This window comes from Streptomyces sp. NPDC050439, from assembly GCF_040655335.1.
Taxonomy (GTDB): Bacteria; Actinomycetota; Actinomycetes; order Streptomycetales; family Streptomycetaceae; genus Streptomyces.
This window is the reverse complement of sequence record NZ_JBFAJT010000010.1, coordinates 278,443-297,593: the sequence shown is the minus strand read 5'-3', so window position 1 is coordinate 297,593 and position 19,151 is coordinate 278,443. Positions and strand designations below refer to the sequence as shown.

Here is a 19,151-nt window from a genome sequence, read left to right as displayed (position 1 = left end):
CACATGAGCAGCGCGTTCTTCTCCGAGCAGTCTTCCGACGACCTGGCGCTGGACCAGATCGGGCCGGCGCTGTCACGTTTGCGCCGCCGTGCGCCGGCATCGAGCAAGGACCTGTCCCGCAACCTCGTGCTCAACGTGATCGCCGATGCGCCGGGCGAGACGACCGTCGGTGGCCTTGCTGCCGAGATGGGCGTCGCCCAGCCGGTGGCCAGCCGGACCGTCGCCGCCTGCATCGCGGATGGACTGCTGCGTCGGGCGGCGTCCCAGTCCGACGGACGCCGTACCGTGCTCGAACTCACCGAACACGGCGAGGCCGAACGCAACCGCTTCGCCGCCGAACAGCGCAGAGCGTTCGAGGAGATCACCGCCGCTTGGTCACCGGAGGAACGGATCCAGTTCGCACGCCTCTTGGCTCGATACGGAGCCGACGCCACCGCGTGGTCCAGGAAGCAAGTGGCCGACCGCGACTGAACGAGCGGTGTCCGGGCACTGCATCATGGCGTGGAACGCGCTGTGGTGAGGCCCGGTCATTCCGCGGTGGCGGTGCGCAGTCAGCTGCCGGACGGCTCGCGAAGCGATCACGTCGGTGCGGGAAATCAATGACGCCGAGGGCCGACAGGCTGCTGCCACGATTCCGTCCACGGCGGGGCGGTCGCCTCAACTGGCCTGCCGGGCCATGGTCGTGACCCCTGCAGGCGACTCACGCCGGGCGCGCCTTCTGGCCCGGCGCAGGCCTCCTTCCCGCTCTGCGCTAGTCACGTTTCACGTGGTGGGCTCACCTTGACGCACTGTGCCCGGCTGTGCCCGGCACGGCTGAGGGTCACTCGTCGTCCGTTGGCATGCTGTGGGACCGCTGGTGGTCGAGTTGGCGCTCCAGCTCGCTGCGGAGCTGGTCGGCGAGCTGACCTGTGCGTCCCCACGTGACGATCTGTTGGGAGACGTCACGCAGTTTGATGTTGGTGCGCATCGAGACTTCGCGCAGGACGGTCCACGCATCGTCTGGGGTCAGCTGTCCCAGCGCGATGACCACGCCGATCGCTTGGTCGACCGTCGCGTGGGACCACACGGCCTGTTTCAACTGCTCGACCTCGTCCTGCAGATCGATGACCGTCTCGGCCTCGTCGGCTGCGGATGGGGGAGTGCGCTCAACGCGGTTTGCGTCAATCGACAAGGCAGCCCTCCGGGGTCTGGGGATGTTGCCCTGTCCACAGAGTTCCCGTTGATCACGATGAGCGCAACTCTGGTCCGCTTGCTTCGCCTTGTGCGCGACCCCCTCGGTGTGGTCGATGAGGCGCAGGGCGGTGGTGGGGTCCAGAGCAAAGCTGAAGGAGGCCGCGGGTGCCGGTTGTTGCGGGGCTGGGGACTGGGGAGAGTCGTGGCGGTCACCCGGCCGAGCCGGGCGAGCGGTGGCCCAGGCGGCGCAGGTCCGCCGCGCGGCTTCCCGCAGGCTGGAGATCGGACCATGCGGACAATTTCGCGCCCGCGGTGCCGTCGCTGAGTGTGCGGGCCGCAGACCTCTGGCCGCCGTTGCGGGCGGGGGTCGGTGCGGGTGTGGTGTGCCCCAGGAGGTCAAGGGCGGCTTGCGGGCCGTGGTCCCGGCGGGCGGCTGCGACGGTTTCCAGATCCCATGCGAGCCGTCCGACCACGGTCCGGCGTCCACCGCGCGCCTCCACCGTTCCCTGCACCAGCAACAGGCCCGAGTGGAAGATGGTGTGGGCGCATGCCGCGTGGGAGTCCTCGAAGAAGGCCAGGTCCACCAGCCCCGACCCGTCTTCCAATGTCACGAAGATGACGCGCTTGCCGGAGGGGATGGGCGGGGTCTGGGTGGACGCGCGCACCCCGGCCACCAGAACCTTCTGTCCGGGGCGCAGGTGTTTGAGGTGGGCGGCGTCGGTGGCGCCGAGTTCGCGCAGCAGCCGGTGATGGTGCTCCATCAGGTGCTGTGAGACGTCGATGGCGAGGACGTCGAGTTCGGCGCTCATCCGTTCGCGGCTGCTCATCTCGCGCAGCCCGCTGGGTTCCGCGCTCACCAGCTCGCCGCCCAGAGCGAGCTGTCCGTCGGTGGTGGCGCGGTTGCGGGTGTGCCGGTGCAGCTCGCGGGCCTGCAGCAGCAGGTCGCGGCGGGTCAGCGTGCCCTTGGTCGCATCGAGGGCGCCGATCTGGATGAGCCGCTCGGCGATCGGCAGTGAGGGCCGGGCCCGCTGCCAGAAGTCCTGCAGGGAGACGTAGGGCTGGTGGGCGGCGATCCGGGCCGCCTCGGCCTCGCTGATTCCTTTCACCGTGGACAGCGCCAGGCGCACACCCGGTCCGCCCGCGGTGTCTTCCACCCGGTGTTCGGTGTGGGAGCGGCTGATGTCCACGGGCAGTACGGGCACCTGGTGGCGGCGGGCGTCGGCGACGATGACCCGCATCGGCCACATGCCCGGATCGTGCTCCAGCAGCCCCGCGTACAGGGCAGCCGGGTGGTGGGCCTTGAGCCAGGCCGACTGCACCGCCGGGACCGCGAAGGCCACGGCGTGTGCCCGGCAGAAACCGTACGCGCCGAACTCCCGGATCGTGGACCAGACTTCGTCGACCACCAGAGGGTGGTAGCCGCGGTGAATGGCCGCCGCCTTGAACCACGCCTCCACACCAGGCAGCCGTTCGGCATTGGCCAGGGCGCGGCGGGCGACGTCTCCGGCGGCGCGGTCGCAGCCGGTCATCTTCGCGAGGATCGCGATGATCTGCTCATGCCAGATCACGACGCCCATCGTGTCGTCCAGGATCGGCTCCAGATCGGGGTGCGGATAGTGCGGGGCCGCGCCGTGGCGAGCGGCGATGAACCGGGCGGGCATGCCGCCCTTGACCGGTCCGGGGCGAAAGAGGCTGATGTCGGCGATGACGTCCTGCATGTGCCGGGGCTGCAGCCGGCCCACCAGGTCCATCTGGCCGGGCGACTCGATCTGAAAGCAGCCGATCGTGTCCGAGCGGCGGATCATCTCGAATGTCGGTTCGTCGTCGAGGGGGACGTGGTCGGGGTTGTCGAGGTCCAGGAGCTTGCCGGTGGTGCGGTGGATCTCGGTGACCGCGTGCGCCATCGAGGACTGCATCCGCACCCCCAGCACGTCCAGCTTGAGCAGGCCCAGGTCTTCTACGTCCTCCTTGTCGGCCTGCAGCATCGGGTAGTTGCCGCCCGGGGTGGGCTGCACCGGCAGCCGGTCCAGCAAGGCGGCGTTGGACAGGATCACGCCGCACGGATGCATGGCGTAGCCGCGCACCAGCGCGTCCAGGCCCTCGGCGACTTCGAAGAGCTGCCCGAACTCTTCTTTCCGGGCGCTGAGTCGGCGTAGCTCGGGCAGTTCGGCGAGTGCGGAGCGGATGTCGCAGGCCCGGATGTGCGGAAACGATTTTGCGATCTCGTCCACGGTCTGCGGGGCGATGCCCAGCGCGAGGCCGGTGTCGCGCAGGGCGTGGCGGGCGCGGTAGGTCTCGGGCATGCCGGTCACCGCGACCCGCTCCCGCCCGAATCTTTCGAAGATCTTGTCGTAGACCTCCAGGCGCCGCGCGGACTCCACGTCCAGGTCGATGTCGGGCAGCGAGGTGCGCCGCTGCGACAAGAAACGTTCGAACAGCAGCCGGTGTTCGAGCGGGTTGGCGGTGGCGACGAACAACGCGTGATTGACCATGGACCCGGCGCCGGAGCCCCGGGCGGCGACCCGCACGCCCATGGCCCGCACATCCGCGACGACTTGGGCGACGGCCAGGAAGTAGCCCTCGAAGCCGAGCCGGCCGATGACATCGAGCTCGTGGTCCAGCTGGCGCAGCGCGATCGCGTCCTCGTCCAGGCCGCGGGCGAGCATGCCGGCCTCGCAGCGTCGGCGCAGCAGCCGCATCGGCCCGCCGCGCGAGCGGTCGGCTCCCACCACGTGGGGTTCAGGGAAGTGCGCGCGGCCCATTCCCAGGCCGGTTGCGGTCAGGGTGCAGGAGGCGGCGGCCGCCTCGGTCTCGGCGAGCAGCGCGGCCGCCCGCTCGCTGCCGTGCCCGGCCGCCGCAGTGATCCGCGCGGCTGCCTCGCTCATCTCGCCGGGCCCTTTGAGCCACCGCCCCCCGCCGTCCAAGCGGCGCCTGTCGATCGGCCGCAGCAACCGGGCCGCATCCAGTACGTCCGCGAGCCGGTGCTGGGCCGGGTCGGCGTAGCGGACCGCACCGGAGACCACGACCGGCACGCCCAGCTCGTCGCCCAGCTGCACGGTGCGCGCCGCCAGCCGCAGCGAGCCCGCGCCGGTGCCGCTGCGGCCCAGGTCGACCGCCTCCAGCCGCAGCCCCGGCCCCGCGATCACGCGCCACGGAGCAAGGAGCTGCTCGGCCCGGTCCGGCCGTCCGGCCATCAACGCCGCGGCGGGCTGTGAGGAAGGGCCAAGCAGCACCACCAGACCATCACCCAGGTACTCCTCCAGTACCGGCCACGGCGCGAGAGGCACCCCGCCCACGGCTGAGGCGTGCGCGGCCGACACGATCCGGCACAGCCGCGCCCAGCCACCCACATCCTGCGCCAGCAACGTCACCCGCCAGCGTGCCTCCACCACATGCGCGCCCCCACGCACCGGTACGCGCCGCCGCCCGGCCCCGGGCTCCGCCACGGAGACAGGCGCGACGCCAAGATCGACGCCGAACAGGGGACGGACCCCGAAGGCGTCCGCGGCTTTGGCGAAGCGGACCGTCCCGGCCACGGTGTCGCGGTCGGTCAGCGCCAGCGCCCCGATACCGCGCTCGGCCGCCCGACGCACCAGAGCGTGGGGGAGCGAGGCACCGTAACGGGGGGAGTAGCCCGAGGCGACGTGAAGGTGGGAGAACGGCGGCGAGGCGTGCACGCTCCCACCTCCGATCCACGAGACATCGTTCAAGCCAGATGGCTCGATCTGTCATCAATGTATCGAACAAAAATCGAACACGGCGAGTTGCTCCTCCCTGTCCTCGCCGTCGCCGACGGGTGTGACTGCGCGTTCCATCTGGCAGATCGGCAAGCTATCCGTCACCTCTGAGCGGCTATGCCGGGCCGGTCACCAGCGGCACACTTCCCAAGCCCAACGTTGGTTGCGCACTCCGGACAGGCGCCCCAATTCGGACCGGCGGTTTTGGCCTGTGGGACGAGTTCTTGCGCGTGGGCGCGGGCCAGGATCTCCTCATCCGACGCCGAGTCTGAAAGGCCGCCTACCTTGCGACTTGCCTTGTTCCAGCCACCGCTCGCACCCACAGAACCTCGCCCTGCGCTGGGCGTGCTCGGAGGGATGGGTCCGCTGGCAACGGCCGAGTTCTACCGCAGGCTCGTCGCGCGGACCCCGGCCGATTCCGATCAGGGGCATCTGCCCGTATTGATGTGGTCCGATCCGGCGGTCCCGGACCGGACCGCCGCGCTGCTGGGACAAGGCCCCTCGCCCGTGCCGGCCCTCGTCACGGGAGCGCGTTGGCTGAAGCAAGCGGGAGCACGGTGCATCGCCATCCCGTGCAACACGGCGCACGCCTATGCCGAGCAGGTGTCGAAGGCCGCAGGCATCGAGGTCCTCGACATGATTCACGCGGCGCTGCGGACCGCGGCGGACGCGGTACCCGGCACACAGCGGGTGGGCATCCTGGCAACGCAGGGGACACGCCGGGCCGGTCTCTACGAGCGCGCGGGGGCCCGTCTCGGGATCGACGTGCTGCAGGTTTCCGACCGTCTCCAGGCCGCGTACGTCGATCCAGCGATCCGCGCGGTCAAGGCGGGTACCGGCCTCACCGAGGCCCAGCGGCGCATCGCCACGGCGGCCGAGGCACTCACGGAGCAGGGTGCCCAGGTCGTCATCGCCGCCTGTACGGAGATCCCGCTGATCAGTGGGTTGGCCGCGCGCGTCGTGCCGGTGGTGGACTCCACCGACGCACTGGTCGATTGCGCGGTGTCGAGGCTGTGGAGCCCCACCCGGCCTTCGTCCTGAAGCACCGATCAACTGACCTATTCTCGTCTGCAGCTACCAATGCTCAGGGCTTTTCCTGTCTTACTCTGCGGAGATGATCAGGCACATGTCGACGCATCCCGCCAGGAGCCTGAGCCGGGTGCTCGAGGATCTCGGCTCCACGCTCCTGGACCTGCTCCACGGCGACATCGAGCGGGCCGTCGAGATCGGCGGCGTCGGCATCCATGATCCGTACGACGAGCAGCACTATCCGCCGCACGCGATCGTGCTCGGCGCCGGTGTCCGTGAGGCGGAGGACATCGCCGAGCTCCTGTATGGCCTGCGGAACCATGAGGCCGCTGCCCTCGTGGTCAGGGGCCCGGTTCAGGACCGGACCGGTCTCGAGGAGGCGGTGGCCGAGTCAGGTGTGGCACTTCTTGCCCTGACGCCCGGGGCTTCTTGGGCCCAGCTGGCGGCCATGCTGCGTACCTTGCTGTTCGAGGGGGACGTCGGTGAGGCCGAGGAGAACACCCTGGGCGGGGTACCGTCCGGTGATCTGTTCGCCCTTGCCAACGCGATTGCCACGCTGCTGGACGCCCCCGTCACGATCGAGGACGGGCGCTCCAGGATCCTCGCGTTCTCCGGCGGGCAGGACGCGGCCGATGCTCCCCGGGTGGAGAGCATCCTGGCCCGACAGGTACCCGAACGCTATCTGCGCCTGCACGAGGAGCACGGCGTGTTCAAGGAGCTGTACCGCAGCAAGGGGCTGGTGCACGTGCCGGCGCCGACCTTGGGGGATGAGGTGGCGCTGCCGCGGGTCGCGGTGGCGGTGCGGGCCGGAGACGAATTTCTCGGCTCGGTGTGGGCGGCGCTGCGCACGCCGCTGACTCCCGCGCGGGAGGCGGCCCTGGTGGAGGCGGCCCAGCTCGTCGCCCTGCACATGTTGCGGTTTCGGGCCGGCACCGACGCCGAGTACCGGCTGCGTGCCGATCTGGTGGCGACCGCGCTGGAGGGCGGCGCCGGGGCGATCGCCGCGCTCGGCCGTCTGGGCCTGGTCGACGAACCCACCCTCGTCATGACGCTGGGCCTGCCGCCCGGCCGCGGCACGGACCACGCCTTGGTCACCGCCGAGCACCAGCGCCTGGCCGCGGCCCTGGCCATGCACCTCAGTGCCGTGCAGCCGCGCTCCGCCGTGGCCCTGCTGGGAGACGTGGCGTATGCACTGTTCCCGGTGCCGGCCGATACGGCCAGGGCCCGCGAGCGCGCCCTGCAGGTCGCCTCGAACTTCCTGCAGCGCACCGGCGAGAAGGCGGGCGCCGTCATCGGCATCGGGTCGGTGGCCTCGGAGCCGGCCGCGCTCGCCCGTTCCCGGGTCGATGCCGACCGGGCGCTGCGGGTGTTGTCCAGCGGCCGAAGCTGCGAGCGGGCCGCGGCGATCTCCGACGTGTATGTCGACGCCCTGCTGCTGGAGATGCGGGATCTGGCGATCAGCAACCGCGACGAGCTGTCCGGACCGCTCGCCCGGCTCGCCGCCTACGACGCCAAGCACAACGCCCACCTGCTGGAGACCCTGCGCGCCTGGCTGGATGCCTTTGGCGACGTCATCGGCGCCTCCGCCAGCGTCTTCGTGCACCCCAACACCTTCCGCTACCGCATCCGCCGGGTGGCCGAGGTGGGGCAGATCGATCTGCAGGACTCCTCAGCGCGGTTCGCCGCGATGCTCCAGCTGCGACTGATGGACGACGACAGCGGCGGGGCCCGGCCCGAGGGCGTGAGCCCCGCCGCGCCGGGCGCCTGAACGGTGTCGCTGGTTCAGAGACGGACGCCCGGGGGGACGGTCAGTTCGTCGTGGCTGTCGTGGAAGGCGTCGGCGTCTTTGATGGTGCGTACCCAGTCGTAGAACACCTCCTTGGTGGAGAGCGTCTCGATGCCCCGTCCGGCCAGGCGCCGCAGCCCCCGCTCGTGCGCCGGGCCGGGCGAGTAGGCGGCGTCGTCCACGACCGCCACGCGCTTGCCCGCGTCGTGCAGTTGGATCGCGGAGTGGGCGACACAGATGTCGGTCTCGATCCCGGCCAGGACCATCGTGGTGCGGCCGGTGGCTTCGATGGCGGCGGCGATGTCGGGGTTGTCCCACACGGCGAAGGCGTTCTTGGGCAGGGTGACCGCCTTGGTCGGCAGCACGTCGCGGATCCCCTGCACGGTGCGCCCGCTGGCGGTGGGATCCTCCTCGGTCACCACGACCGGGATGTCCAGGCGGTCGGCGACCTGTGTGAGCCAGGCGATGCGCCGCACCATGTCGTGGAACTTCTGCCGGTCCACGTCGAGCCGGGTGGCCGGGTAGAAGTCGCTCTGCACATCGATGATCACCAGTGCGCAGTCGTCGCGGTCGAGCAGGGGCATCTTGTCTCCTCATCAGCTCCAGGGTCAGGCCAGCCTAGGAGCAGCACCCGCCCCGGAAGTCGTCCCTACGTACGAGCTGTGACCTGCTGGTTCGTGTCTCGCGACCAACCGCGCCCGGCCCTGCCCTGGTTACGCTGCGGACCCAGTTCCCGCACATACTGCTGAGGTGAAGGCTGATGGAGCACTGGGCGAGCCGTCTTACGGCGCTGGCCGCCGAGTCCCGAGTCCCGGGCGCGAGCCTGGCGTTCTGGTCCGGCGGTGAGCTGCACGCGTACGCCACCGGTGTGCTCAACACCGCCACCGGCGCCGCCGTGCGAACCGATTCACTGTTCCAGATCGGTTCGATCACCAAGGTGTGGACCGCGACCCAGCTGATGCTGCTGGCCGAGCAAGGCCGCATCACGTTGGACACCCGGGTCGTCGACGTACTGCCCGCCTTCCGGGTCGGCCGGCGGCAGGCGACCGACGCGATCACCCTGCGGCATCTGCTCACCCACACCTCCGGCATCGACGGCGACCTTTTCATGGATACCGGCCGCGGGGACGACTGCCTGGAGCGCTACGTCCGGGCCTGCGCCGATCTGGAGCAGACCTTCCCGGTCGGGGACGCGCACTCGTACTGCAACTCCGGCTTCGTGATAGCCGGCCGGATGGTCGAACAGCTCACCGGCCGGGTCTGGGACCAGGCACTGCGCGAGCAGATCTGTGAGCCCCTGAAGCTGGCACACACCTGGACACTGCCGGAGGACGTGCTGCGATTCGGCGCCGCCATGGGCCACGGCGACGACGGCGCTCTCGCGCCCGCCTGGGGACTACCGCGGGCAATCGGCCCCGCCGGACTCATCTGTGCCACGGCCGCGGACGTGGTCGCCTTCGGCCGCGCCCACCTCACCCCCGGCGCCCTGCTCGCCGAACCAGCCGCGATGCGCGAACCCCAGGTCGACCTGCCCAACCCTCATGACGGCGGGCGGCAGTGGGGCATCGGCTGGTGCCTGGACGAGTGGGACGGACAGCCGGTCGCCTCCCACACCGGGGACACCATCGGCCAGCACGCCGCGCTGTGGGTCCTGCCCGGTCTGGAGACCGTCGTCGCGGTCCTGATCAACGGCGGCCACAGCGCCGAGTTTCAGCACCGTCTCATCAGTGAACTCCTGGCCGAACTGCACGCGATGCGCGTACCCGCCCCGCCGACGCCGCCCGAGGTCCCCGTGCACGTGGACGTGGAGGCGTTCACCGGCACCTATGAACGGGCGGGCAGCACCATCGAGATCACCTCCCACCAGGGCGGGCTGCGGATGCGCACCAAGCCGACCGGAATCCTGGCGGGCCTCGCCCAGCCGCGGACGCTGGAACTCACCGCGGTCGACGCCACCACCTTCGTCAGTCTCGGCGAGGGGGGCGCGTCGGGGGAGACAGTGGTTTTCGAGGTCCGCTCCGATGGCCCGTCGTATGTGCACTACAGCGGCCGTGCCACCCCCAAGACCCGCTGACGCCGCGCCATCGATCGGAGCTCTGCCATGTCTTCACCTCCCGTCACCGACGCCTTGGAGCAGGTCTTCGCCGAGGCCGGCGTGACCGGTTTCGTCCACGCCCGCGACATCGACCACGGCCACGAGGTCACCCTGCGGGCCGACGAACCGGTCATCGTCGCCTCGCTCCGCAAGATTCCGGTCGCTCTCGCCTACGCCCGCCGCGCAGCGGCCGGACAGCTGGACCGGGCGGCGCGGCACACCATCACCGCCGACAACCGTGAAGGCGGCGGCATCGGCACCGACAGCTGTCTGCACGACGTCACGATGAGCATCCGCGACCTGGCATTCTTCATGCTCTCGATGAGCGACAACGCGGCCACCGACAAACTCATGGAGATCCTCGGCACCGAGTACGTGCGTACCGTGGCCGTCGAGACGGGCTGTCCTCGGATTCCTGTCGGCCGCTACCGGGACCTGTGGGACCCGGTCTGGGAAGAACTGGGCCTGGACGCGGACGGTGACATCGACGCCCAGCTCGACGCGGTCGACGAGGAGCGGATCAGGGGCCTGGCGATGCTCGACCCGCGCCGCTCCGCCTCCAGCACCCCCCGCGAGTTGACCTCCCTGCTCACCGCGATCTGGCGCGACGAGGCTGGCACGCCCGAAGCCTGCGCCGAAGTACGGGAGTTGATGAGCCACCAACTCTCCACGCACCGGCTGATCGCCGGTTTCGAGGACGGCATCCAGGTCGCGGCGAAGAACGGCTCCCTATGGGGAATCCTCAACGAAGCCGGCGTCGTCGAGTACCCCAACGGCGGCCGCTATGCCGTCGCCGTCCTGCTGCGCACCTCTCAGCTCGGCGGCCGCCACCCCGCCGCCGACACGGCCATCGCCCGCGCGGCCCGGATCGCCGTGGACGCACTACGCCGCGCCCAGCCCGCCGCACCTTCCCGGGAGACGACATGCCCCTAGCCGCCCAGCGCGTCGACGCCGTGCTCGAGGACATCTTCGACGACGCGGACGTGGAGGGGTTCGTCCACGTCCGCGACATCGACACCGGCGTCGAGTTCGGCCGGCGCGCAGACGACCGGGTCGTGCTCGCCTCCGTCTTCAAGATCCCCATCGCCCTGGAGTACGCCCGCCAGGCGGCCGCGGGACTGTTGGACCCAGCAGCGCGGCACACCGTTGCGGCCGTCTATCGGACCGGTGGCAGCGCCACCGGCGGCTGCGCGTACGACGTCGACATGAGCATCCGTGACCTGGCCTTCATGATGATGACGATCAGTGACAACGCCGCGACCGACCTGCTGTTGGACATCGTCGGGACGGACCGGGTGCGCGCGCTCCTTGACGGGCTCGGGTGCCCGGAGTTCGGGGTGTCTTCCTGCCGTGCCCTGGACGATGACATCCGACGTGAACTCGGCCTCGCCCCCGGCTCGTCCATCGACGCCCAGCTGGCCGGTGTCTCCGCCGAGCGTCTGATGGCGCTCGGTGTGAACGACCCGGCGCGCAGCCCGTCCAGCACTCCACGCGAGGTGACCGCGCTGCTGGCCGGGATCTGGCGGGACGAGGCAGGGCCGGACCCGGCGTGCGCAGAGGTCCGCGACCTCATGAGCCGGCAGGTGTGGCAGCACCGGCTCGTGTCCGGTTTCCCCGAGAACGGAGTACGCATCGCCGGGAAGACGGGCACGGACTTCGCGATCCGTAACGAGGCCGGTGTCGTCCAGTACCCGGACGGCAAGCGCTATGCCGTCGGCGTGTTCCTGCGTTCCAAGCGCCCGACCGACCGGCAGCCACGCGCCGACCGCGCGATCGGCCGCACCGCCCGGGCCGTGATCGACCATCTACGCAGCTAACCGCTGACGCCATCGGAACGCCTGCCGCCCCGGACCGGGAACACGGTCCGGGGCGTTCGTGTCCCGCCCCTTGGGGCCGTGATCCGAAAGCGTCTCGTCGCTTTCGTCGTCCCGTCTGAATCAATTCCGGCCAGCAGCCGCGAATGTGGGGCCACCTTTCCGCCCCAAGGGAGTTCGAATGAACAAAGCCCGAGCGATGGCCGCGTGTCTCGCGGCGTCGCTGCTGGTGGCCGGCTGCGGCAGCGGCAGCGATCAGGCCGGATCGGCCGGGGGTGACGCCTTCAGTTTCGCGATCAAGAGCGATCCCGGTCTGCTCGATCCGGCCCAGGTGCAGAACACCGCTACCTACACCGCGCTGTCACTGGCCTACGACACCCTGGTGAACATCGGCTCCGACGGCCGCGTCGTCTCGGGCCTGGCCAAGAAATGGGACGTCAGGCCCTCCTCGGTCACCTTCACCCTGCGGCGCGGTGTCACCTGCGCAGACGGCAGCCCGGTGACGGCGAGCACGATCGCGGCGAACGTGGAGCACATCACCGATCCGGCCACCAAGTCGCCGGCCTACGGTGTCGTGGTTCCCGAGGGCCTGACCGCGAAGGCCGACGACAGCGCGAGCACGGTGACGCTGTCCACCCCCAAGCCGTTCGCGTTCATCCTGCAAAGCACCCGCTATCTGTTCATGGTCTGCGGCAAGGGTCTCAAGGACCGCTCCCTGGTCAAGAACGGAACCTCCGGATCGGGGCCCTTCCAGCTCACATCCGCTCGCCCGAACCAGAGCTACACCTACACCCGGCGCACCGGCTACGTGTGGGGTCCCGGCGGCGCCACGGCATCCGACCCGGCCATGCCCGACTCGGTTGTCCTCAAGGTCGTCGGCAGCGAGTCGACCGCGGCCAACCTGCTCCTCTCCCACCAGCTGAACGCCGCACAGTTCGCCGGCCCCGACCGCGCCCGGGTGACCGACGTCCCCGGCATCACCACCACGAACCGGCCCAACGGCACCCAGGAGTTCTTCTTCCATCAAGGCACGGGGCACCCCGGCCACGACCCGGCCGTCCGCAAGGCGCTGCTCCAAGCGGTCGACCTCGACGATCTGGGAGCGATCGCCACCGGTGGCACCGGCAAGAAGCCCACCGGCCTGGTGACACAGCCACGTCCCTGCCGCGGCGACACCGTCACCGGCCACCTGCCCGCCCACGGCCCGCGCGCCGCCGCACAGGCCCTGGAGGCGGCGGGCTGGCACCGCTCCGGCGACGGGGTGCGCCGCAAGGACGGCAAGAAGCTCACCCTGCGCATGATCTACGCGACGTCGGGCGGCGAGACGATGGCGGCCGCGGCCGAATACCTGGCCGACGCCTGGACGAAGGCCGGCGCCGACGTACGCCTGCGGGCTCTGTCGGACGCCTCCTACGGCGAAGTCGAGACGGTCACCCAGGACTGGGACGTGGACTGGGTTGCGCTCGGCGTCACACTGCCCACGCAGCTGCTGGGGGCACTGACCGGCCCCTTCACCCCCGACGGCGGCAACTTCGCCCACCTGACCAACCGAACCTACGAGGACCTCACCGCGCAGGCGAGCAAACTCCCCGGCACAGCGGGCTGCGCGAAGTGGGCCCGCGCCGAGAACGCCCTGTTCGACAGCGGTGACCTCGTCCCCGTCGTCGACAAGACCCTGACGACCGCCGCACACAACGCCACGTTCCGCATCGACGCGGGACTGTTCGACCCCACCTCGATCCGGATGACGGGAGCCGACAAGTGAGCTCAACGTCCGCCGCGGCACGGCGCACACGGCGCCTGAACCTGCGCTTCCTCGTCCGCCATCTGCTGCGCCTCACCCTCTCGTTGGCCGTCCTCGTCATGGCGTCGTTCGCGATGATCCACCTGATACCCGGCGATCCGCTGCGGCAGATGCTCGGTCCCACCGCCCCCAAACAGCTCGTGGATGCCCGAAGGGCGGAGCTCGGCCTGGACGACGCGCTGCCCACGCAGTTCTCGCACTACGTCCAGCACGTGGGCAGCGGCGACCTGGGCACCTCGTTCTTCTCCTCGCAGCCCGTCAGCGACATCATCGCCCAAGGCTTGCCCAACACCCTGGCCCTGGCCGTGCTCGCCACCCTCGTCGCCCTGCTGGTGGCGATCCCACTGGGCATGTGGGCCGGGGTGTGCACCCACAAAGGGCGACGGCCCGGCACCGACACCGCGTTCACCACGCTCACCGGCGCCGCCGTGGCCATCCCCGAATACCTCTACGGGCTCGCCCTGTTGCTCGTCTTCGCGCTCGGCCTGGGGCTGCTGCCGCCCGCCGGGCTGACCGGGCCGGCCTCATACCTGCTGCCTGTCACCGCTTTGTCCATCGCCCCCGCGGCGATGATCGCGCGCATGGCGCGAGTGGAGACGCAGCGTGAACTGGACTCCGACTACATGCGCCTGGCCCAGGCCAAGCGGCTGCCCACCGGGCGGATGTACGCGGTGCATCTGCTGCCCAACACCCTCACCGCGACCCTGACCATGGGCGGACTGCTCCTCGGCGGGCTGATCACCGGCAGCGTGCTCGTCGAGAACGTCTTCGCCTGGCCGGGGCTCGGGCAGCGCACCGTCGAGGCGATCACGCAGAAGGACTATCCCGTCGCCCAGGCCATGATCCTCGTCTACGGCGCGCTCGTCCTGGCCGTCAACTTCCTCGTCGACATCGCGCTCGGCCTCCTCGACCCGAAGTCCGCCCTGTCCGCCACCGCCCGCCGGGAGGGCTGATGCGCCGCCTGCTGAGAAACCCCGCAAGCCTGCTCGGCGCCGTCCTGGTCGCCGTCATGGTGCTGCTCGCCCTCATCGGCCCCCCGATCTGGGAATCGGCCGCGACCCGCATCGACCCCGGGCAAATCAATCAAGGAGCCTCGGGGGCACACCTGTTGGGCACCGACGCGCTCGGCCGCGACCTGCTCGCCCGCACCCTGGTCGCCACCCGGCTCACCCTGGGCCTCGCCCTCCTCGCCACCCTCATCGGCACCGTGAGCGGCATCATTCTGGGTACGCTGCCCGCCCTCCTGCCTCGCTGGGCGGGACGCGTGGTCACCGCAGGGGTGGACATCCTGGTCGCCTTCCCCGCCCTACTGCTCGCGATGTTCACCGCCGTCGTCACCGGCCTGGGGGCCCGCGGCGCGGTCCTGGGCATCGGCGTCGCACTCGCACCCACCTTCGCCCGGCTCACCCACACCCTGACCGCCTCCCTCACGGGCGCCGACTACATCGCCGCCGCCCGCATGCTCCAGGTGCCACGCCGCCGCATCCTGACCCGGCACATCCTGCCCAACATCGCCGAACCCCTGATCCTCAACACCGCCCAGGCGATGGGCTCCGCCCTGCTGGGCCTGTCCGCGATGTCCTTCCTCGGCATGGGCGTCCAGGCACCCTCGTACGACTGGGGGCGCCTGCTCAACGAAGCCTTCGGGCACGTCTACATCACCCCCTCCGTCGTCGTCGCACCTGCCACCGCCGTCGCCCTCGCGGGCCTCGGTTTCATGCTCCTTGGCGATTCCTTCGCCAAGGCCGCCGCCGGTGCCGCAGACCCGGTGAGGACACACCTCGCTCCCGTCGTCAGCCCCGCCGAGGACGCCCCCGCAAGCGATGCGGTCCTGGAGGTACGCGATCTGACCGTCGCCTTCCCCGGCGACGTCACCCCCGTGCGTCAGGTGTCGCTGACCGTGCGCGAGAAGGAGATCGTCGGCCTGGTCGGCGAGTCGGGCAGCGGCAAGAGCATGACCGCCGCGGCGATCGGACACATCGTGCCCTACCCGGGCCTGACCGGCAGCGCCCGCACACGGCTGTGCGGCACAGACCTCGACGCACTGGCGGCCGCCGAACGCCGCAAGCTGCTCGGCACCTCGCTGGCCATGGTCTTCCAAGACCCCACATCCTCCCTCAACCCCGCCCTGCGGGTGGGCGGCCAGCTCGCCGAGGTCGCCACCCTGCACGACGGCGCTACCCGCACCGAGGCTCGCACCCGCGCCACCGAGCGGCTCGCCCGCGTGCACATCAAGGAGCCCGCGCAGGTCCTGCGTCAGTACTCGCACGAGCTGTCCGGCGGCATGCGCCAACGCGCGGTCATCGCCATGGGGTTGATGGGCACCCCGCGCCTGATCATCGCCGACGAACCCACCACCGCCCTCGACGTGACCGTCCAACGCGAGGTCATCAAGGTGCTGCGTGAAGTCGTCGACGACACCCGCGCCGGCGCGCTGTTCATCTCCCACGACATCGCCGTCGTCAGCGAACTGTGCGACCGGATCGCCGTCATGTACGCCGGGCGCATCGTGGAGGAACTCCCGGCCGACACCCTGCACCAGGCCCGCCACCCCTACACCCGGGCACTGATCGGCTCGCTCCCCGACATGGACACCGACCGCTCCCGGCCACTGGCCACCATCCCCGGCCGCCAGCCCGCCCCCGGCGACGTCACCGACGGCTGCGCCTTCGCCGACCGCTGCGCCCTCGCCAACGACCGGTGTACGACGACCCGACCCGAACTCCGCACCACCGCCGACGGACACGCGGTGGCCTGCTGGGAGGCACCGTGAACATCAGCAACGTGAGCGTACGGTTCGGCTCCTTCACCGCCGTGCACGACGTCAGCCTGAACCTGGCCAAGGGCGAAGTCACCGGCCTGGTCGGCGAGTCGGGCTCGGGCAAGTCGACCCTCGCCCGCGCCGCCGCCGGCCTCACCCCGTACGAAGGCACGATCTCCGGCATCGCCCGCGGCCGCGTCCAGATGGTCTTCCAGGACCCCTACTCCTCCCTCAACCCGCGCATGAGCATCGGCGACGCCATCTCCGAGGGCGTCCGCGCGACGCGCGGTCAGCGGCCGGCCGAGATCGCACGGCTCCTCGAACTCGTCTCCCTGCCCGCCTCGTACGCCGCCAAGCACCCGCGCGAACTCTCCGGCGGACAGCGTCAACGCGTCGCCATCGCGCGGGCGTTGGCGGCCCGGCCCGAGGTCCTCATCGCTGACGAGATCACCTCCGCCCTCGACGTCTCGGTGCAGGGCGCGGTGCTCAACCTGATGCGCGACCTGCGCACCGAACTCGGCCTGACGATGCTGTTCATCTCCCACAACCTCGCCGTCGTGCGCTACGTGTGCGACTCCGTCGCTGTCATGCGCCACGGCCGGCTGCTCGAATCCGGCCCGGTCGACGAGGTGATCGGCACGCCACAGCACCCCTACACCCGGGCCCTGCTCGACGCGGTTCCGCGCCTCACCCACGCCTGACTCCGGCCGACCGCCCGCCCTCTCGCGAAGGAAACTCTCGCCATGTCCGTGGACCTGCACCGTCGCGCCGTCGTCGCCGACGCCCACAACGACCTCCTGATGGCCGTCACCGCCCGCCCGCCCAAGCGCTGGGGCGGCTTCTTCCGTGAACGCTGGCTTCCCCAACTGCGTGCGGGCGGCATCGACATCCAGGTCCTGCCGGTGTTCATCGACGACCCCTACCGGCCCGAAGGCGCGCTGCGCCAAACGCTCCGCATGATCGAATGCGCGCACACCCTGGCCGAGGCCAACGCCGACGCCGTGGCCCTGTGCCGCAACGGCACCGACATCGACGCAGCCCTCGCCCAGGACAGGATCGCCCTCGTTCTCGCGCTGGAGAGCGCACCCGGCATCGACGCCTCCGTCGAACTCTTCGCCACCCTGCACCGGCTCGGCGTGCGCATCGCCTCCATCGCCCACTGGGGGCGCACACCCCTGGCCGACGGCAGCCGCGAGGACGCCACCGGCAGCCGGCTGACGGCCCCCGGCATCGAAGCCCTGCGGGAGATGGAACGTCTGGGCATCCTCTTCGACATCTCCCACCTGAGTGCGAGCGGTGTCGCCCACGTCCTGGAGACGGCCACCCGGCCGCTGATCGCCACCCACTCCAACGCGCGCGCCCTGCGCGACCACCACCGCAACCTCACAGACGACCAGATCCGCGGTGTGGCCGCCACGGGCGGCGTGGTGTGCGTGAACTTCATCCCGGACTTCCTCACCGACACCCAGGACAAGGTGAGCGCCGACCGGATCGTCGATCACATCGAGCACGTCATCCAGGTGGCCGGCATCGACCATGTCGGTCTCGGCTCGGACTTCGTCCGCGAGGTCGCGGCCGATGTCACCCCGCCTTGCTGCGAGAGCCTGGACGAGGAGGACCCGATGTTCGACTTCCCCGGCCTGGAGGGCCCCTCCGGCATGCCGCTGGTCACCGACGCCCTCGTGCGACGGGGCTTCACCGACGACGACACCGCCAAGATCCTCGGCGCAAACACCCGCCGCCTCCTGAGCACGCACCTGGGCTGACCTCAAGCGCCGGGCTTGCGAGCCGCCTGATATTCGGTCCTCGGGACGAATCGGCCCGGCAACCTTCATGATCTGTCACCAACTGATTCACCGACCACTCCGCGATACTTCAACCACCCCACCGCGTAGAGGTACTTCGCTTAAGTCTGCGGCACCGGCCCCGTCGACCACAACGGTCCCGGCGAGCGCACGACATGCGGCCAAGCCCGCGCCCACAGGGCGTCGGCCGGCCTCACACCACCTGCCCGCTGCTTACGCCCCGGCGGTCAACCATCGTCCAAAGCGGCGGGCAGGAACTCGTATCCGCGATGGCGACGAACTGGTGCCTTGAGCGCATTCCTGGTCCGCAAGATCTTGGCAAGATGGCTGTCGGCGCTGCCGGACCTCGCGACTAGACTCCGGCACCATGACGGCCGCCACTCCCGTACCGCCGATCCCGGTCGCGCCTGCCGGTTTGACCCGCAGGGCCAGGAGTTTCGTGGAGGTGGAGGGCATCCGCGTCCCCCGGCCGGGCATCGGGCACCACCGCGATGCGTGGATCAAGCGCGGTATCCCGGCCGCGGAGATCGACCGTGCCGAGGCCTTCCAGGACCGCTGGGGTGGTCTCGCGCTGCCTCCGGCCCCGTTCTACGAAAGTGGCCCGCGCATCCTGGATGCGGACGTTCCAGAGGGCTCGGCCGCGGAGGGCTGGTGGATTCCGGCCGGGGACTGCCGGGTGTCCATGGCCTACGGATTCATGATCGGCCCCGGCGGCGAGTTCGGGATCCACGGCTCCCGGTGGGCACCGCTGCATGCCAGTACGGACGGCTGGGTGGAATCGCTGGCGCTGGCCGCACACGCGAGACGCTGGGCCAGCACCATCACGAGGACCACCGGCAAGGCCGTCGACTCCCTGGACCTCGACGGGTACGAGCAGGTGCCTGAAGTGCAGGGCCTGACCGACACCTGGTGGCGGGGCAAGGACTCACTCATAGCCCTCTACCGCGGCGAGGCCGTCGGCCTTGACGCACCTCGATGCCTGGAGGCCCACGTCTACGGTGGCCTCGACGAGTGGGGCCTCTACGGTGGGTAATTGGTTGCCGGTGCCTGCGGATCTGAGCACGCGAGATGAGGAGGCGCCACTACGCCGCTCAGCCACATGTGAATTTTCGAAGTGGATGGCTCTTGGTCGCGGTTCGGCTGAGGT

At 70.3% G+C, this 19,151-nt stretch carries 15 protein-coding genes; 12 read left to right on the top strand and 3 right to left on the bottom strand.

The features are described from left to right. Positions 1–3 precede the first annotated feature (3 nt). Positions 4–471 carry a MarR family winged helix-turn-helix transcriptional regulator gene (locus AB0I66_RS36050; RefSeq protein ID WP_363212260.1) on the top strand — a complete coding sequence of 156 codons (468 nt, stop codon included), beginning with the start codon at positions 4–6 and terminating at the stop codon, positions 469–471. A gap of 349 nt (positions 472–820) precedes the next feature. Here the strand turns inward: AB0I66_RS36050 and AB0I66_RS36045 are convergent, their stop codons facing one another. Together AB0I66_RS36045 and dnaE are read right to left on the bottom strand one after the other, a co-directional pair. After that, positions 821–1,171, bottom strand: a complete 351-nt coding sequence (locus AB0I66_RS36045; RefSeq protein WP_363212259.1) for an ANTAR domain-containing protein — start codon at positions 1,169–1,171, stop codon at positions 821–823. Between the two features lie 211 nt (positions 1,172–1,382). After that, positions 1,383–4,850: a DNA polymerase III subunit alpha gene (gene dnaE, locus AB0I66_RS36040; RefSeq protein ID WP_363212258.1), complete on the bottom strand. Its 3,468-nt coding sequence runs from the start codon at positions 4,848–4,850 to the stop codon at positions 1,383–1,385. Positions 4,851–5,255: 405 nt separating this feature from the next. Between dnaE and AB0I66_RS36035 the strand changes: the two genes are divergently transcribed. Both AB0I66_RS36035 and AB0I66_RS36030 read left to right on the top strand, forming a co-directional pair. After that, positions 5,256–5,951 carry an amino acid racemase gene (locus tag AB0I66_RS36035; RefSeq protein ID WP_363212376.1) on the top strand — a complete coding sequence of 232 codons (696 nt, stop codon included), beginning with the start codon at positions 5,256–5,258 and terminating at the stop codon, positions 5,949–5,951. A gap of 85 nt (positions 5,952–6,036) precedes the next feature. Continuing rightward, on the top strand, positions 6,037–7,707 hold the full coding sequence (locus AB0I66_RS36030) for a helix-turn-helix domain-containing protein (protein WP_363212257.1): 1,671 nt from the start codon (positions 6,037–6,039) through the stop codon (positions 7,705–7,707). 14 nt (positions 7,708–7,721) lie between these two features. Here AB0I66_RS36030 and AB0I66_RS36025 read toward each other — a convergent pair whose 3' ends face one another. Continuing rightward, positions 7,722–8,309: an isochorismatase family protein gene (locus tag AB0I66_RS36025; protein ID WP_363212256.1), complete on the bottom strand. Its 588-nt coding sequence runs from the start codon at positions 8,307–8,309 to the stop codon at positions 7,722–7,724. Between the two features lie 176 nt (positions 8,310–8,485). Here AB0I66_RS36025 and AB0I66_RS36020 point away from each other — a divergent pair, with 176 nt between their 5' ends. The 9 genes from AB0I66_RS36020 (at position 8,486) to AB0I66_RS35980 (ending at position 19,037) form a co-directional block, all read left to right on the top strand. Next, the gene (locus tag AB0I66_RS36020; protein WP_363212255.1) at positions 8,486–9,799 is read left to right on the top strand and encodes a serine hydrolase; all 1,314 of its coding nucleotides are present in this window, start codon (positions 8,486–8,488) and stop codon (positions 9,797–9,799) included. 27 nt (positions 9,800–9,826) lie between these two features. Beyond that, positions 9,827–10,753 (top strand): serine hydrolase, encoded by a 927-nt coding sequence (locus tag AB0I66_RS36015; RefSeq protein ID WP_363212254.1) that lies wholly within the window; start codon positions 9,827–9,829, stop codon positions 10,751–10,753. After that, positions 10,744–11,637, top strand: a complete 894-nt coding sequence (locus AB0I66_RS36010; RefSeq protein ID WP_363212253.1) for a serine hydrolase — start codon at positions 10,744–10,746, stop codon at positions 11,635–11,637. The genes AB0I66_RS36015 and AB0I66_RS36010 overlap by 10 nt, the downstream gene beginning before the upstream one ends. Positions 11,638–11,815: 178 nt before the next feature. After that, positions 11,816–13,399 carry an ABC transporter substrate-binding protein gene (locus AB0I66_RS36005; protein WP_363212252.1) on the top strand — a complete coding sequence of 528 codons (1,584 nt, stop codon included), beginning with the start codon at positions 11,816–11,818 and terminating at the stop codon, positions 13,397–13,399. Continuing rightward, a complete protein-coding gene (locus AB0I66_RS36000) occupies positions 13,396–14,391 on the top strand; it encodes an ABC transporter permease (protein WP_363212250.1) in 996 nt (331 codons plus the stop codon). The genes AB0I66_RS36005 and AB0I66_RS36000 overlap by 4 nt, the downstream gene beginning before the upstream one ends. After that, the gene (locus AB0I66_RS35995) at positions 14,391–16,211 is read left to right on the top strand and encodes a dipeptide/oligopeptide/nickel ABC transporter permease/ATP-binding protein (protein WP_363212249.1); all 1,821 of its coding nucleotides are present in this window, start codon (positions 14,391–14,393) and stop codon (positions 16,209–16,211) included. The genes AB0I66_RS36000 and AB0I66_RS35995 overlap by 1 nt, the downstream gene beginning before the upstream one ends. After that, the gene (locus AB0I66_RS35990) at positions 16,208–16,900 is read left to right on the top strand and encodes an ATP-binding cassette domain-containing protein (protein WP_363212247.1); all 693 of its coding nucleotides are present in this window, start codon (positions 16,208–16,210) and stop codon (positions 16,898–16,900) included. Before AB0I66_RS35995 ends, AB0I66_RS35990 begins: the two co-directional genes overlap by 4 nt. A 42-nt stretch (positions 16,901–16,942) precedes the next feature. Beyond that, entirely contained in the window at positions 16,943–17,965 is a 1,023-nt protein-coding gene (locus AB0I66_RS35985; protein ID WP_363212246.1) for a membrane dipeptidase, read from the top strand. Between the two features lie 406 nt (positions 17,966–18,371). After that, entirely contained in the window at positions 18,372–19,037 is a 666-nt protein-coding gene (locus AB0I66_RS35980) for a hypothetical protein (RefSeq protein ID WP_363212244.1), read from the top strand. Positions 19,038–19,151 lie beyond the last annotated feature (114 nt).

Coding starts and splice junctions, on each gene's coding strand:
- AB0I66_RS36050 (WP_363212260.1), top strand. CDS start 4: ATGAGCAGCGCGTTCTTCTCCGAGCAGTCTTCCGACGACCTGGCGCTG.
- AB0I66_RS36030 (WP_363212257.1), top strand. CDS start 6,037: ATGTCGACGCATCCCGCCAGGAGCCTGAGCCGGGTGCTCGAGGATCTC.
- AB0I66_RS36025 (WP_363212256.1), bottom strand. CDS start 8,309: ATGCCCCTGCTCGACCGCGACGACTGCGCACTGGTGATCATCGATGTG.
- AB0I66_RS36020 (WP_363212255.1), top strand. CDS start 8,486: ATGGAGCACTGGGCGAGCCGTCTTACGGCGCTGGCCGCCGAGTCCCGA.
- AB0I66_RS36015 (WP_363212254.1), top strand. CDS start 9,827: ATGTCTTCACCTCCCGTCACCGACGCCTTGGAGCAGGTCTTCGCCGAG.
- AB0I66_RS36010 (WP_363212253.1), top strand. CDS start 10,744: ATGCCCCTAGCCGCCCAGCGCGTCGACGCCGTGCTCGAGGACATCTTC.
- AB0I66_RS36005 (WP_363212252.1), top strand. CDS start 11,816: ATGAACAAAGCCCGAGCGATGGCCGCGTGTCTCGCGGCGTCGCTGCTG.
- AB0I66_RS35995 (WP_363212249.1), top strand. CDS start 14,391: ATGCGCCGCCTGCTGAGAAACCCCGCAAGCCTGCTCGGCGCCGTCCTG.
- AB0I66_RS35985 (WP_363212246.1), top strand. CDS start 16,943: ATGTCCGTGGACCTGCACCGTCGCGCCGTCGTCGCCGACGCCCACAAC.
- AB0I66_RS35980 (WP_363212244.1), top strand. CDS start 18,372: ATGACGGCCGCCACTCCCGTACCGCCGATCCCGGTCGCGCCTGCCGGT.